Origin of the sequence: Aeromicrobium sp. A1-2 (assembly GCF_003443875.1) — a bacterium.
Taxonomy (GTDB): Bacteria; Actinomycetota; Actinomycetes; order Propionibacteriales; family Nocardioidaceae; genus Aeromicrobium.
The window spans coordinates 3,186,248-3,200,294 of record NZ_CP027482.1; the positions used below are offsets into that span (position 1 = coordinate 3,186,248).

A 14,047-nucleotide genomic window follows, 5' to 3' on the forward strand; every position below is an offset into this window, starting at 1 on the left:
CCACAAGGCTGGACCGACCTCACGCGACGACGACGAACTTCGGCTGACGAGGGGTCAGGAGGAGCGCCATGCCGGCCTCGGCCGGGGTGCGATCGGCCTTGCGATGGTTGCACCGCAGGCACGCGGCGACTGCGTTCTCCCACGTCAAGGCCCCACCCCGGCTGCGTGGTACGACGTGGTCGACCGTCTCGGCCTGTCCTCCGCAATACGCGCACATCCGGTCGCGGGCCTTGATCGCGCTCTTGGTGCACAGGCGTGGCCGGCGGTGCCGCCAGCGGGTCACGACGTAGCGAACCAGGCGCAGGACCTTGGGCACGGGGAATGGGCCGAACGATCCACCGGCCTCCTCCTCGATGACGGCGACCTGGCGAACCAGCATCTTGATCGCGTGCCGCATGGAGACGCGCTGCAGGGGCTCATAGCTCGCGTTGAGCACCAAGACATACGCATCGCTCATCGGTGCGGCCCCTTTCTGAGCGAAAGCGTAGCCGCCGATTCCCCACATTGGCTGAAGTCTCGCCCGAAAAGTGCTCCGGCCGCAGGGCCGGATGCTCGCCGAAACACGCCAACGACGAATCTGACCTACGGTGGACGCTGTGGACACACCAGAGCTCTTCGACGGTTACGGACCCGTGGTGGGCTTCGACGAGATGTTCCAGGACGGTGCGGTCCGGTCCAACTACGGCCAGGTGCACGAGTCCTTCGACACGATGGGCGCCGACGAGGTGCGGCTGCGGGCCGACTCGCTGGCCTCGTCCTATCTTGAGCAGGGCGTCACGTTCGGCGTCGAGGGTGAGGAGCGGCCGTTCCCGCTCGACATCGTCCCGCGCCTGATCGAGGCGGCCGACTGGGAGCACGTCGAGCGCGGGGTCCGCCAGCGGGTGTTGGCGCTCGAGGCTTTCCTCGCCGATGCGTATGGCCCCGGCGAATTGTTCGCCGATGGTGTGGTCCCTCGTGCGACCGTCATGACCTCCCCGCACTACCACCGCGTCGTGGCCGGCCTCGAGCCCGCCAACGGTGTGCGGGTCCACGTCGCCGGAGTCGACCTGATCCGCGACGGCAACGGAGACTTCCGGGTCCTCGAGGACAACGTGCGGGTCCCCTCGGGCGTCTCGTACGTCATGACCAACCGCCGCGCGCTGTCCGCCGCGCTGCCCGAAGTCTTCGCGGATCACCGCATCCGGCCCGTGTCGCAGTACTCACAGCAGCTGCTCGCAGCACTGCGCAAGGCCGCGCCGGCCGGCGTCCACGATCCGACCGTCGTCGTGTTGACGCCGGGTGTCTACAACTCGGCCTACTTCGAGCACACCTTGCTGGCCCGCACGATGGGCGTCGAGCTCGTCGAGGGCCGAGACCTGGTGTGCCGCTCGGGCCGGGTCATGATGCGCACGACCAACGGCCTCGAGCCGGTCGACGTGATCTACCGGCGCATCGACGACGAGTTCCTCGACCCGGTGCAGTTCCGGGCGGACTCCGCGCTGGGAGTCCCGGGCATCATCAACGCCGCCCGCGCCGGTCACGTCACGATCGCCAACGCCGTCGGCAACGGTGTCGCCGATGACAAGCTCCTCTATACCTACGTGCCTGACCTGATCCGTTACTACCTGTCGGAGGAGCCGATCCTGCGCAACGTCGACACCTGGCGGATGGGTGAGGCCGACCAGCGCGAAGAGGTCCTGGACCGACTCGACGAGCTGGTGCTCAAGCCCGTCGACGGCTCCGGCGGCAAGGGCATCGTGATCGGGCCGGCCGCATCGAAGGACGAGCTGGACGAACTGCGCGGCAAGATCCTGCTTGACCCCCGCGCGTGGATCGCGCAACCGGTCATCTCGTTGTCGACCGTCCCGACGCTTGTCGAGGACGGAATCCGTCCGCGGCACGTCGACCTACGGCCGTTCGCGGTGCACGACGGCGACGACGTGTTCGTCCTCCCCGGTGGGCTGACCCGGGTCGCGCTCCCGGAAGGCGAGCTGATCGTCAACTCCAGCCGTGGCGGCGGCTCCAAGGACACCTGGGTCATGGCGAGCCCGACCGATCCCGACGACGAGGGCGAGGTCGCGCCGACCGCGAGCATGGTCGCTGGAACCCCGCAGTCCGCAGGACCCGCGATCGACGGTGAGTCCGGTGGACTCCACGTGCAGGAGCAGGAGCAGCAGCAACAACAGCAGCACGACGGAGGACCGACATGCTGAGCCGTATCGCGCAGTCGCTGTTCTGGATCGGCCGCTACCTCGAGCGGGCCGATGACACCGCCCGCATCCTCGACGTGCAGATGCAGGTCCTGATCGAAGACCCCGGCATGGACGAGCGCACCTCCTGCGAACAGCTGCTGTCCGTCATGGGCGTCGAGAGCTACACGGGCAACCCCAACCGCTGGATGATCCTGGACCTGCTGGCGCACAACGCCGACTCCCCGGTATCCATCGCGGCCGCGATCGGCGCCTCCCGGGAGAGCGCGCGCCGCGCCCGCGAGACGTTGTCGACCGATATCTGGGCCGCGATCAACACGACGTGGCGCGGCCTGCCGGCGGCGCGCGCGATGCGCTCGCCGGACATGTTCGCGTGGGTCCGCAACCGCACCGCAATGATCTCCGGCATCGCCGACTCGACGATGTCGCGCGATGAGGGCTGGCAGTTCTACATGCTCGGCCGAAGCATCGAGCGCGTCGACATGACGGCGCGACTGATGTCGACCGCGGCTCTGGCCTCGGGTCCACAGGTTGCCTGGCCGACCACGTTGCGCGCGTGCGGAGCGTACGAGTCGTTCATCCGCGCCTATCGCGGTATCGAGGCCGATCGCCAGGCCGCCGAGTTCCTGCTGCTGGACCGCTGGTTCCCCCGTTCGATCGTGTCCTCGCTGGCGCAGGCCGAGAAGGCACTGACCAAGCTCGAGCGGAGCGGCCAGCGCTCGGGCTTCAGCGACGAGGCGCAGCGCCTGCTCGGCCGGGCCCGCACCGAGTTGGAATATCGCCCGCTCGCGGACATCGTCTTCGACCTGCCGGTCGAGATGGAGCGGCTGCAGCGCAGCTGCGCCGCTGCAAGCGATGCCGTCACGGCACGCTACTTCGCCGAGTACGAGGAACACACGTGGAGAGGCGGGGTCCTGCTGTGAGCTCGCACCAGAGAACTGATCGCTCGCACGCTGCCGGAGGTCCCGCATGAGCATGCAGATGCGGATCCGGCACACGACCGGCTACCAGTACGAAAAGGGTGCCGTCGCGTCGTTCAACGAGGCGCGGATGACTCCCATGACCACGTCCGAGCAGTACGTCCTGCGGTCGCGGCTAGAGATCTCGCCGACGCCGTGGAGCTATGAGTACCGCGACTACTGGGGCACGACCGTCACATCGTTCGAGGTCCACGACCCGCACGCCGAGCTGACCGTCGTCGCGACCTCGACGGTCGAGACCCAGGAGGTCCCACCCAAGCCGCACGGCGTGACCTGGGACGAGCTCAAGGCCGTGCAGGACGAGTGGTGCGAGTTTCTCGAGCTGTCCCAGTGGGTCTCACCGTCACCCGCCCTGCTCGAGGAGCTGCGACCGCACCGTGAGGCTGCGGCCAGTCCCAGCGACTACGCCATGGCGGCGACGCGCTTCCTGCACGAGCGGGTCGCGTACGTCCCGGGCAGCACCGAGGTCACGACGACCGCGGCCGATGCCTGGGAGGCGCAGACCGGCGTGTGCCAGGACTTCGCCCACCTGACCCTCGGTGTCCTGCGGGAGGCGCGGATCCCCGCCCGCTACGTCTCGGGCTACTTGCATCCGTCGCCCGATCCGGAGATCGGTGAGGCGGTCGAGGGCGAGTCCCACGCATGGATCGAGTGGTGGGACGGCGAATGGGTCGGCTGGGACCCGACCAATGCGATCACCTCCGGTCCACGTCACGTCGTCGTGGCGAAGGGCCGCGACTACGGCGACAGCCCACCGCTGCGCGGAATCTTCTCGACCTCGGGCGGCTCCCAGCTGTTCGTCGGCGTCGAGATCACCCGCCTGCGCTAGCGTCGGGCCCATGGCACTCCTGTACGCAGCCCAGCTGACCCCGTCGAAGATCGAGCTGATTTTCGGCTGGCTCCCGACCCGTTCCTGGTTCTCCGGCGACCCTGCCGGGCTGGAGTCGATCGGGGCCTACCGATTCGACGACCCCGATGGCGAGGTCGGCGTCGAGACCCACCTGGTCCGCGGACCGGATGGCCCGACGTACCAAGTGCCGTTGACCTATCGGGGCGCGCCGCTGGCCGGTGCCGACGAGTGGCTCGTCGGCACGATGCAGCACTCGGTACTGGGAGATCGCTGGGTCTACGACGCGTGCGGCGACCCGGTCTATGCGCAGACCCTCGCCGCCGCGATCCTCACGGGCGGCACCCAGGCCGCGATCGAGATCGACGACCACGGTCACCGCTCATCGGCCGAGCCCACGGCCCGGGTCAAGGGCAGCGGGCTCCTGACCAAGCTCGGCACGGTCGGCCTGGTCGACGTCCGTGACGAAGACGAGACCACCGTCGTGGTCACCTCGGTCGCCGAGATCGTCGTGCGCCGGGTCATCGGCGCCGGCTCCTCGGTCCTCGGCGAGCACGAGCTGGTCGGCACGTGGCCTGGCGTGTCCGATCCGACGGTGCTGGCCGCCGCCCGGTCGACGGGCTGACCAGGTCTCCCCGACTCGCGTCTGCCCGGTCCCCGGCTAGCGTGGACACCATGACCGACAGCGCCTCCTTCGCAGATCCCGTCCCCGAGCTCCACCAGCCCTACGTCGCGGCAGCGGATCGCTACACCCACTGGGACTATCGGCGGGTCGGTCGGTCTGGTCTGCTGCTGCCGCCGCTCTCGCTGGGCCTGTGGTGGAACTTTGGCGACAACTTCCCCTTCGACAACCAGCGGGCCGTCCTGCGCCACGCCTTCGACCGTGGCATCACACACTTCGACCTGGCCAACAACTACGGCCCGCCGTACGGCTCGGCGGAGGAGAACTTCGGCCGGATGATGCGTACGGACTTCAAGCCGTACCGCGACGAGCTGATCCTGTCGACCAAGGCCGGCTACGACATGTGGCCCGGGCCCTACGGCGACCGTGGCTCGCGGAAGTACCTGCTCGCGAGCCTGGACGCCTCGCTGGAGCGCATGTCGGTTGACTACGTCGACATCTTCTACTCCCACCGCGCCGATCCCGACACGCCGCTGGAAGAGACCATCGGCGCGCTCGACACCGCGGTGCGTACGGGCAAGGCCCGTTACGCCGGCATCTCGTCGTACTCGCCGGAGCGCACCGCCGAGGCGGTCGCGATCGCCGAGGACTTCGGGACGCCGATCGTGATCCACCAGCCGTCCTACTCGCTGGTCAACCGCTGGATCGAGGAGGGCCTGACGACGGTCCTGGCCGAGCACGGCGTCGGCTCGATCGGCTTCGGGTCGTTGGCCCAGGGCCTGCTGTCGGACCGCTACGTCGAGAGCTCCGACCCCGAGCGCTCGCAGGACCGCGGCTCGTTCAATTCCTCGATGGCCAGCGAGGACAACCGCAAACGGCTCAAGGGGCTCGCCGCGATTGCCAAGAAGCGCGACCAGACCCTCGCCCAGATGGCGATCTCGTGGACCCTGCGACCCGGTGGCGTCACGTCGGCCCTGATCGGTGTCTCGTCGGTCGAGCAGCTCGACGAGAACCTCGCGGCGGCCGGGCGGGTCGACTTCACCGACGAGGAGCTCGCCGACATCGACACGTACGCCGGCGAGGCCGGCATCAACCTGTGGGCGCCGAGCTCGCAGGTCTGACGGTCAGCTGGTCGGCGCCGCCCTGATCCGCCGGGTCAGCTCCTCCGGTGGGATCGGCACGATGTCGGTGATCCTGGCGGTCCCGACCTCCAGCTCCCCGTCGTCCAACGGTTCGCACCGGACGCCGGCGTGGCCACGCAGCGCCTGGTGCGCGCCGGGCGCGTAGACCGTGTTCATCCACGCGCACGGGTTGGCTGGTGTCATGCAACGGAACCGGATCGGTCCGTGACCGCCGTCGAGAGTGAATGTCGTGCGGGCCAGTGCGTCGACGTCGAGCCCGCGGGTCACGATGTTGCGTCGCGCCAGCGCGGGTTCGAATGGTGTCGCGGCGGCCGGGAACAGTCCCTCGCCGGCGATCTCCTGCTCCAGCCGCTCGATGCTCTCCGCGGCGAGCAACGTGACCGCTGCGAAGGCGAACCGGGTGCCGAAGTAGCGGTCACCGACCAACCCCTTGTGCGCCCGCACGCGGACCCGGTCGACGATCTCGGATGGGACGTCATACGGCTCGGGACCGTCAGCGGGACGCCCGTCGTAGCGGCGGACGCGCGAGACCAGCAGCGTCACGATCTCGAGCTCCACGCCTCGACGGTACTCGTGGGGGCGTCCCCTCCGGCGCAGATGTCAGGGTCAGGACGGGACAAACCTTCAGCGTCGTGGTCCGCACCCACGGATAACGTGGTCTGACACGAGCCGATCCGACCCAGGAGACCGCATGACCGAGACATCAGTCCGCACCGTCGCCGCCCGGACCACCGATCTCACCAAGGTCTACGGCGAGGACGACGCTGAGGTCCGCGCACTGGCCGGGGTGAGCGTCGAGATCTATGCCGGTGAGTTCACCGCCGTCATGGGTCCCTCCGGCTCGGGCAAGTCCACGCTGATGCACTGCATGGCCGCGCTCGACAACCCGACCGCCGGCACGGTGCACATCGGCGACGTCGAGCTGTCGAGCCTCAAGGACAAGGCGCTGACCGAGCTGCGGCGCGACCGGGTCGGCTTCGTGTTCCAGGCGTTCAACCTGGTGCCGACGCTGAGCGCCGAGGAGAACATCCTGCTCCCGCTGTCGATCGCCGGGCGCAAACCGGACGCCGAGTGGTTCGACACCGTAGTCGACACGGTCGGCCTGCGCGACCGCCTGCGGCACCGGCCCCACGAGATGTCCGGCGGCCAGCAGCAGCGGGTGGCCTGCGCACGCGCGCTGGTCAGCCGGCCGTCGATCGTCTTCGCCGACGAGCCCACCGGCAACCTGGACTCGATCTCGAGTGCCGAGGTGCTGGGCTTCCTGCGCCGCAGCGCCAGCGAGTTCGGCCAGACCATCGTGATGGTCACGCACGATCCGATCGCGGCGTCCTACACCGACCGGGTCATCTTCCTCGCCGACGGGCTGGTCGTCGACGAGATGCGATCGCCGACTGCCGAGTCGGTGCTGGAGCACATGGCGGCCCTGCAGACCCGCGCCATGGAGTCCTGAGATGTTGCGGGTCACGCTGCGCAACCTGCTGGCGCGCAAGGTCAGGCTGGTCCTGAGCGCGTTCGCGATCGTGCTGGGCGTCGCCTTCTTGTCGGGGTCGCTGATCTTCACCGACACGATGGGCAAGAGCTTCGACAACATCGTGAGTGGCTCGGTGAGCGATGTGTCGGTCCGGCTGACCGGCCTCGACCTCGGTGGCGGGTTCACCGACGCGGTCAACATCGACAGCCGGCAGATCCCGGCCTCGCTGGTGCCGACGCTGGCTGCCGCCCCGGGCGTTGCGCGAGCCGACGGCTCGGTCGACGGCCAGGGCCTGTTCGTCGTCAAGAAGAACGGCAAGCTGCTCGGTGGTACGGGCGCACCGACGCTCGCGTTCAACTACAGCGACGCACCCAATGCCAATGGCGACCGGTCCGTGCTGATCGCCCAGGGCCGGGAGCCCAGCGGCCCCGGTGAGGTCGCGATCGACGAGAAGTCCGCGACCTCGGCCGGCTACGCGATCGGCGACACCGTCGACATGATCACCGCGGGCGCGCAACCCAAGGTCGAGGCGAAGCTGGTCGGCTATGCCGAGTTCGCCGGCGGTGGGCTGGCGGGTGCGAGCCTGGTGTTCTTCGACACCAGCACGGCGCAGGACATCTTCCTGGACGGCGCCGACGCCTTCACCAGCATCGGGCTCACGGCCAAGCCCGGGTTCAGCCAGCAGCAGGTCGTCGACGCGATCGAGCCGCTGCTGCCCCAGGACACCGAGGCGATCACGGGCAAGAAGGCGGCCGCCGAGATCAAGAGCATCGTCGACACCGCCCTGGGCTTCCTCAACACCTTCCTGCTGGTCTTCGCGGCGATCGCGCTGGTCGTCGGCACGTTCCTGATCATCAACACGTTCTCGATCCTGGTCGCGCAGCGCAGCCGCGAGCTGGCCCTGCTGCGCGCGCTCGGGGCATCGCGTCGGCAGGTCACCCGATCGGTCCTCGTCGAGGCAGCCGTCGTCGGCCTGCTCGGCTCGACCCTCGGACTTGGCCTGGGCTTCGGGCTGGCGGCCGGGCTGCGTGCCCTGTTCGCCAACTTCGGTCTCGACCTCACCGGCAGCCCCTTGGTGTTCCAGACCAGCACGGCGGTCTTCGCGTACGTCGTCGGTGTCCTGGTCACGATGTTCGCGGCCTACCTACCGGCTCGCAGAGCCTCCCGCATCGCGCCCGTTGCGGCGATGCGCGACGACATCGCGCTGCCCGAGGGCTCGATCCGACGACGTCTGGCGATCGGAGTCGGCCTGGCGATCCTGGGAGCTGTCCTGATGACGACAGGCTTGATGGGCTCGGGCTCGTCGGGTGCCACCCAGGTCGGTCTCGGGATCTTCGCGATCCTCATCGCGATCGCGCTGATGAGTCCCGTGCTCGCGGTGCCGGTGCTCGTGCTGATGGGCAGTGTCTACGTACGGCTGTTCGGCACGGTCGGGCGGCTCGCGACCCAGAACTCGCTGCGCAACCCCCGCCGCACGGCGGCGACCGCGTCGGCGCTGATGATCGGGCTGGCCCTGGTCACCACGATGTCGGTGCTGGGCGCGTCGATCAACAAGTCGATCGATGTCGGCGTCAAGAAGGAGTTCACCAGCGACTACCTGGTCTCCAACGCGATCGGTCAGCCGTTCTCGCCGACGATCGCGGGCGACATCAAGGCCGTCGATGGTGTCCGTACCGTCGCTGCGACCCAGCTCGTCTCGGCCGAGATCGATGGCGATCGCATCAACATCTCCGCTGGTGACTCCCGGGCGCTGGGACAGATCTTCGACATCGACTACCTCACGGGTGGCCCGGCGCTGCAGGACGGCCAGCTCGCCCTGGTCCAGGACAAGGCGGACTCCCTCGGGGTCGCGGTCGGCGACACCGTCACGCTCCGGTTCGCCGCAGGCACGGTGCCGCTCACGGTTTCGGGCACCTACACCTCGACGTATGTCGTCGCCAGCGCCATCACGCCGTTCTCGACCGTTGCTGCCGGCAAGGTCCAGCGGGCCGACTCCACCATCGCGGTCAACGCCGACGACGGGGTCGACCAGGTCGCACTCGGCAAACGGCTCGAGGCCGCGACGCTGGCGTTCCCCACCGTCACGGTGCAGAACCAGGAAGAGTTCGCCCAGGCGCAGCGCTCGCAGGTCGACCAGCTGCTCTACCTGATCTACGCGCTGCTCGGCCTGGCGATCATCATTGCGGTGCTCGGCATCGTCAACACGCTGGCGCTCAGCGTCATCGAGCGCACCCGTGAGGTCGGGCTGCTGCGAGCGGTGGGTCTTGGCCGCGGACAGCTTCGTCGGATGGTGCGGCTCGAGGCGATCGCGATCGCAGTTCTAGGTGCGCTGCTCGGCATCGCAGCGGGTCTGCTGTTCGGCATCGTGCTGCAACAGGCCGTCGCGGACCAGGGCATCACGGACCTCGCGATCCCGTGGACCCGCCTCGCGGTGTTCGTCATCGTCGCCGGTCTCGTCGGGGTCCTCGCAGCGGTGCTGCCTGCCAGGCGTGCGGCCAAGCTCAACGTGCTCCGGGCCATCACGACCGAGTGACCGAGCCCGAGTCCATCGAGTCGCCGATCTGCCGGTCGGGCCGCGGATTGGCTTTCATTCCGGCTGTTCCCGTAGACTTCACCGGTTGCCAATCGGTAACGCCTCTCCTGCCGCAGGGATCCTGCGGCCGTTTAGTCCGAAGGAGACTGAATGTCATTGCGCCCGTATGAAGTCATGATCATCCTCGATGGTGACCTCGAAGAACGTACCGTCGCCCCCAGCCTCGACACCTACCTCAACGTGATCCGCCAGGACGGCGGAAGCGTTGACAGCGTCGACGTGTGGGGCAAGCGCCGCTTCGCCTACGAGATCAACAAGAAGACCGAGGGCATCTACGCCGTCGTCCAGCTCCAGGCCGAGCCGGCCACGGTCAAGGAACTCGATCGCCAGCTCACGCTCAACGAGTCGGTTGTGCGTACGAAGGTCACACGTCCCGACGTGAAGTAGGCCCGACCCACGGACAGAGATGTCCACAAGGACCGCGCGTGACACCTCGCAGGTGTCGTACCGCTGCGGTTCACTTGGAGTCAGACACCCCAAACCCGAAAGGCTGCGCACATGGCAGGCGAAACCGTCATCACCGTCATCGGCAACCTCACCGACGACCCGGAGCTCAAGTTCACTCCTTCGGGCGCCGCAGTTGCCAACTTCACCGTCGCGTCGACGCCTCGCACGTTCGATCGTCAGACGAACGAGTGGAAGGACGGCGATGCGCTGTTCATCCGCTGCGCCGCATGGCGCCAGCTCGCCGAGAACTGCGCTGAGTCGTTGCAGAAGGGTCAGCGCGTCATCGTGACGGGCGCCCTTCGTGTTCGCAACTTCGAGCGCCAGGACGGATCGAAGGGCACGAGCGTCGAGATCAATGTCGACGAGATCGGCCCCTCGCTGCGTTACGCCACGGCCAAGGTCACCAAGGCCAACCGGTCCGGTGGCGGCGGCGACTTCGGTGGCGGCCAGGGCGGCGGCAACGCCGGCAACTCTGGCGGCGGAGGCGGCGGGGCACAGAGCAACCCGTGGTCGACGCAGCCTGCGGCACCACAGGGTGGTGGGTCTGACGCCTGGGGCGGCAACGCCGGCACGACCGACGAGCCCCCTTTCTAAACACACGTCAGCATTAAGTTCAGGAGCATCATGGCAAAGCCAGTCATTCGGAAGCCGAAGAAGAAGAGCAATCCGCTCACCGCGGCCAAGATCACCGAGATCAACTACAAGGACACCGCGCTGCTGCGCAAGTTCATCTCCGACCGCGGCAAGATCCGCGCGCGTCGCGTCACCGGTGTCACCGTCCAGGAGCAGCGTCTCATCGCCAAGGCCATTAAGAACGCCCGCGAGATGGCGCTGCTGCCCTACACCTCCACCAGCCGCTAAGGGGCCCGAGATGAAGATCATCCTCACCCACGAGGTCACGAACCTCGGCACCCCCGGCGACATCGTCGAGGTCAAGGACGGCTACGGCCGCAACTACCTGCTGCAGCGCAACTTCGCCATTCGTTGGTCGAAGGGCGCAGCCAAGCAGGTCGAGTCGATCCAGGCTGCGCGTCAGGCGCACGCCGTCCACGACCTCGAGGAAGCCCAGAGCATCAAGGGCAACCTCGAGGCCAACACGATCAACGTGCCGGTCAACGCCGGCGCCGGTGGTCGTCTGTTCGGTGCCGTCACGGTCTCGGACATCGCCGACGCCCTCGGCGTCGTCGGTGCCAAGGTCGACAAGCGTCGTATCGAGGTCGGCAACCCGATCAAGTCGCTCGGAGTCCACACCGTCTCCGTGCGCGTGCACCCCGACGTGAGCGCGCAGGTCAAGCTCAACGTCGTCATCGCGAAGTAGCCGCCTGGCGGGTCAGGTCCGGCGAGATGCCAGATCTGACCCGCTACGGGTGGTTTTCCCGACCATGCGTACGCCCGCAGCCTCTGCTGCTCTTCTTCTCGCCGGAAGCCTCGTGCTCTCCGGCTGTACTGGTGCGTCGGACGACGGCAAGGACGCCAAGCCGGCTCCCTCCAGCACCTCGGCCGATCAAGGCCCGCGCAGCACCGCTTGGACTGCCGCGTCGCGAAGCCGGGTCGCCGCAGGTGGCACCCTGCGTCTCGGCGCGGACGCCGTGCCCAACAACTTCAATCCCGCGCATCCCGCAGCGACCAACTCCGAGGCCGGCAGGCTGTTGGCGCCAACAGTCGGTGGCGCGGTGCGGATCACCGCCGACGGTGGGTGGAAGGTCGATCCTGACTACGCCATGTCGGTCGAGGTGGCCGACAAGGATCCGCTGAAGATCGAGGTGCGCCTCAATCGCGACGCGGTGTGGGAGGACGGCACCTCGATCACCGCGAAGGACATGACTGCCTACTGGAAGGCGCTCAACGGTTCCAACAAGGATTTCGAGGTCGCCTCGACCTCCGGTTTTGAGGACATTTCCGGGGTCACTCAGGGCAAGACCAAGTTCGACTACACCGTGACCTTCAGCAAGCCCAACGCCGAATGGCCGCGCTACATCTATCCACGCCTGGCCGCCGACGTGACGTCGTCCCCCAAGCTGTTCAACAAGGGCTTCCGTGACAAGGCGATCTCGTCCAACGGGCCGTTTGTCGTGTCGTCGATCGACGCCAAGAAGGGCACCGTCACGGAGGAGCCCAACCCCCGTTGGTGGGGAGCCAAGCCCAAGCTCGCCAAGATCGTCTGGCAGGCGGCCGACCCGGGGCTGCAGGCCAAGGCCTACGCGGCGGGTGACCTCGACGCGGTCGATCTGGACGCCGACACCTACGACACGGGTGCGCAGGCCAAGATCGGCGAGGTCCAGCGCGCCGCGGGCGTCGACTGGTCGCAGGTGACGCTCAACGGCGGGCGTGGACCACTCGAGGACGCCGATGTGCGCCGAGCGGTCGCCCATGCCATCAACCGCGCCCCGATTGCCAAGGCAGCCGGCGCCGAGTTCGGCGCGCCGCCCCAGCCGCTCGGCAGCGTCATCCTCGTGCCGGGGCAAGAGGGCTACGAGGATTCCTCCGACGGGTTGGCCTACGACCCGAAGAAGGCTGCGGACCTGCTGACCAAGGCCGGCTGGGTCGAGGGCTCGGACGGCGTCCGCACCCGCAAGGGCAAACCGCTGACCCTGACGATGCCGGTGCCGGCTGACACGCCCAGCAACAGCGACCGGGCCAGACGGATCGTCGCTGACCTCGGCAAGGTCGGCATCGACGTCGAGCTGGAGGACGTGCCGGCCGGGAAGTTCTTCGACAGTCGGGTCATCCCGTTGGACTTCGACCTGGTGACCTTCCTCCGACAGGCCTCGCCCTTCCCGCTCGCCGGGGCCAGGGCGCAGTTCTACCCGATCGACTCGACCCAGAACTTCACTGGCATCGGTCGGGACAAGGTCGGTCAACGCTGGGATGTCGCGACCGCGACCCTTGACGACAAGCTGCGACTCAAGCGCATCACCAATCTCGACGAGCTGCTGACCGAAGACCCGACCGTCGTGCCTCTGGCGGTCACGCCGCTTGCGGTCGGGGTCCGCGACGGACTGGTCAACTACGGCGCCGCCCAGTTCGAACAGCCGGACTGGACGATCGTCGGGTTCAGCGCGAAGAAGTAGCCGCGGCGACGACTGCCGCAACCCGGACGACGGCTTCGGTGGCGGCTCTGGATCGCGACGGCAGATAGCGCTCGGTCCGTTCGACATAACGCGTCCCGATGATGCTGGAGTGATCCGCGTCGATCGCGTGCAGCGCGGTGCTCCAACCGGCATGGCGCAGACGCAGCTCGAGGCCCGTGACGAGGTCCGGGGTTGCGCCCGGGTCGTGCTCGCCGTACGCGAGATCGATGTGGCAACGGCCGGCGCCGGGCGGGAAGGCCACGGGCAGGGCAGACCCGGAGATCGGCTCGATGACACGAGGCCCGTCACCGGGAGCGATCAGCACGACCCCACCGACCGCGATCTCTGATCGTCCGGCGTTGGCGGCGACGCCGACGGCGGCGGTGCCCCCGAGGGACCAACCCCCGATGACGACGGATCCGGGATCGCGGCCGTGCCGTTCGGCGAGGTTGCGGGCGAACCGCAGTGATGCCAGCAGGTCCGACCGTCCACGGTCGGTCGCCTCCGAGCTCCAGTCGACCGACAGGGCGAGCAGGCCCGCCGCGGCGACCTGGTCGGCCAGCGGATGCATCGACGAGCGGTGGTCCACGCCGCGGCCGTGCCACAACAGCACGATCGGGCCGTCAGGATCGCCCCGGATGTCCAGAAGTCGTCCCGGCGCGTAATCCTTGGTCGTCGTCACGCC

15 protein-coding genes are annotated in these 14,047 nt (G+C 68.1%); 12 read left to right on the forward strand and 3 right to left on the reverse strand.

The features are described from left to right. Nucleotides 1-19: 19 nt before the first annotated feature. A complete protein-coding gene (locus tag C6I20_RS15660; protein ID WP_118399015.1) occupies nucleotides 20-457 on the reverse strand; it encodes an HNH endonuclease in 438 nt (145 codons plus the stop codon). 139 nt (nucleotides 458-596) lie between these two features. Between C6I20_RS15660 and C6I20_RS15665 the strand changes: the two genes are divergently transcribed. The 5 genes from C6I20_RS15665 to C6I20_RS15685 are packed head-to-tail and all read left to right on the forward strand — an operon-like array spanning nucleotide 597 to nucleotide 5,759. Then, the gene (locus C6I20_RS15665) at nucleotides 597-2,192 is read left to right on the forward strand and encodes a circularly permuted type 2 ATP-grasp protein (RefSeq protein WP_254052165.1); all 1,596 of its coding nucleotides are present in this window, start codon (nucleotides 597-599) and stop codon (nucleotides 2,190-2,192) included. Continuing rightward, complete coding sequence (locus C6I20_RS15670) at nucleotides 2,186-3,112, forward strand: alpha-E domain-containing protein (RefSeq protein WP_118397771.1); 927 nt, start codon at nucleotides 2,186-2,188, stop codon at nucleotides 3,110-3,112. Before C6I20_RS15665 ends, C6I20_RS15670 begins: the two co-directional genes overlap by 7 nt. Before the next feature lie 46 nt (nucleotides 3,113-3,158). Further along, complete coding sequence (locus C6I20_RS15675) at nucleotides 3,159-3,998, forward strand: transglutaminase family protein (RefSeq protein ID WP_118397774.1); 840 nt, start codon at nucleotides 3,159-3,161, stop codon at nucleotides 3,996-3,998. A 10-nt stretch (nucleotides 3,999-4,008) separates the two neighbouring features. Further along, nucleotides 4,009-4,641: a hypothetical protein gene (locus C6I20_RS15680; protein ID WP_118397777.1), complete on the forward strand. Its 633-nt coding sequence runs from the start codon at nucleotides 4,009-4,011 to the stop codon at nucleotides 4,639-4,641. 50 nt (nucleotides 4,642-4,691) lie between these two features. Further along, nucleotides 4,692-5,759 (forward strand): aldo/keto reductase, encoded by a 1,068-nt coding sequence (locus C6I20_RS15685; RefSeq protein ID WP_118397780.1) that lies wholly within the window; start codon nucleotides 4,692-4,694, stop codon nucleotides 5,757-5,759. A gap of 3 nt (nucleotides 5,760-5,762) precedes the next feature. On the opposite strand, the gene C6I20_RS15690 is transcribed toward C6I20_RS15685, so the two are convergent. Continuing rightward, nucleotides 5,763-6,338 (reverse strand): MOSC domain-containing protein, encoded by a 576-nt coding sequence (locus tag C6I20_RS15690; protein WP_216822914.1) that lies wholly within the window; start codon nucleotides 6,336-6,338, stop codon nucleotides 5,763-5,765. 133 nt (nucleotides 6,339-6,471) lie between these two features. Between C6I20_RS15690 and C6I20_RS15695 the strand changes: the two genes are divergently transcribed. The 7 genes from C6I20_RS15695 (at nucleotide 6,472) to C6I20_RS15725 (ending at nucleotide 13,362) form a co-directional block, all read left to right on the forward strand. After that, entirely contained in the window at nucleotides 6,472-7,230 is a 759-nt protein-coding gene (locus tag C6I20_RS15695) for an ABC transporter ATP-binding protein (protein ID WP_118397783.1), read from the forward strand. Between the two features lies 1 nt (nucleotide 7,231). After that, the gene (locus C6I20_RS15700; protein ID WP_118397786.1) at nucleotides 7,232-9,784 is read left to right on the forward strand and encodes an ABC transporter permease; all 2,553 of its coding nucleotides are present in this window, start codon (nucleotides 7,232-7,234) and stop codon (nucleotides 9,782-9,784) included. Between the two features lie 156 nt (nucleotides 9,785-9,940). Beyond that, nucleotides 9,941-10,231, forward strand: a complete 291-nt coding sequence (gene rpsF / locus C6I20_RS15705) for a 30S ribosomal protein S6 (RefSeq protein ID WP_118399019.1) — start codon at nucleotides 9,941-9,943, stop codon at nucleotides 10,229-10,231. A gap of 111 nt (nucleotides 10,232-10,342) precedes the next feature. Beyond that, nucleotides 10,343-10,885: a single-stranded DNA-binding protein gene (locus C6I20_RS15710; protein ID WP_118397790.1), complete on the forward strand. Its 543-nt coding sequence runs from the start codon at nucleotides 10,343-10,345 to the stop codon at nucleotides 10,883-10,885. Between the two features lie 30 nt (nucleotides 10,886-10,915). After that, nucleotides 10,916-11,152 carry a 30S ribosomal protein S18 gene (rpsR, locus tag C6I20_RS15715; RefSeq protein ID WP_118397792.1) on the forward strand — a complete coding sequence of 79 codons (237 nt, stop codon included), beginning with the start codon at nucleotides 10,916-10,918 and terminating at the stop codon, nucleotides 11,150-11,152. A 10-nt stretch (nucleotides 11,153-11,162) separates the two neighbouring features. Then, nucleotides 11,163-11,609 carry a 50S ribosomal protein L9 gene (gene rplI / locus C6I20_RS15720; RefSeq protein WP_118397795.1) on the forward strand — a complete coding sequence of 149 codons (447 nt, stop codon included), beginning with the start codon at nucleotides 11,163-11,165 and terminating at the stop codon, nucleotides 11,607-11,609. A 64-nt stretch (nucleotides 11,610-11,673) separates the two neighbouring features. Then, nucleotides 11,674-13,362, forward strand: a complete 1,689-nt coding sequence (locus tag C6I20_RS15725; protein WP_162891373.1) for an ABC transporter family substrate-binding protein — start codon at nucleotides 11,674-11,676, stop codon at nucleotides 13,360-13,362. On the opposite strand, the gene C6I20_RS15730 is transcribed toward C6I20_RS15725, so the two are convergent. Then, nucleotides 13,346-14,044, reverse strand: coding sequence for an alpha/beta fold hydrolase (locus C6I20_RS15730; protein WP_118397801.1), 699 nt, complete (start codon nucleotides 14,042-14,044; stop codon nucleotides 13,346-13,348). The genes C6I20_RS15725 and C6I20_RS15730 overlap by 17 nt on opposite strands. Between the last annotated feature and the right edge of the window lie 3 nt (nucleotides 14,045-14,047).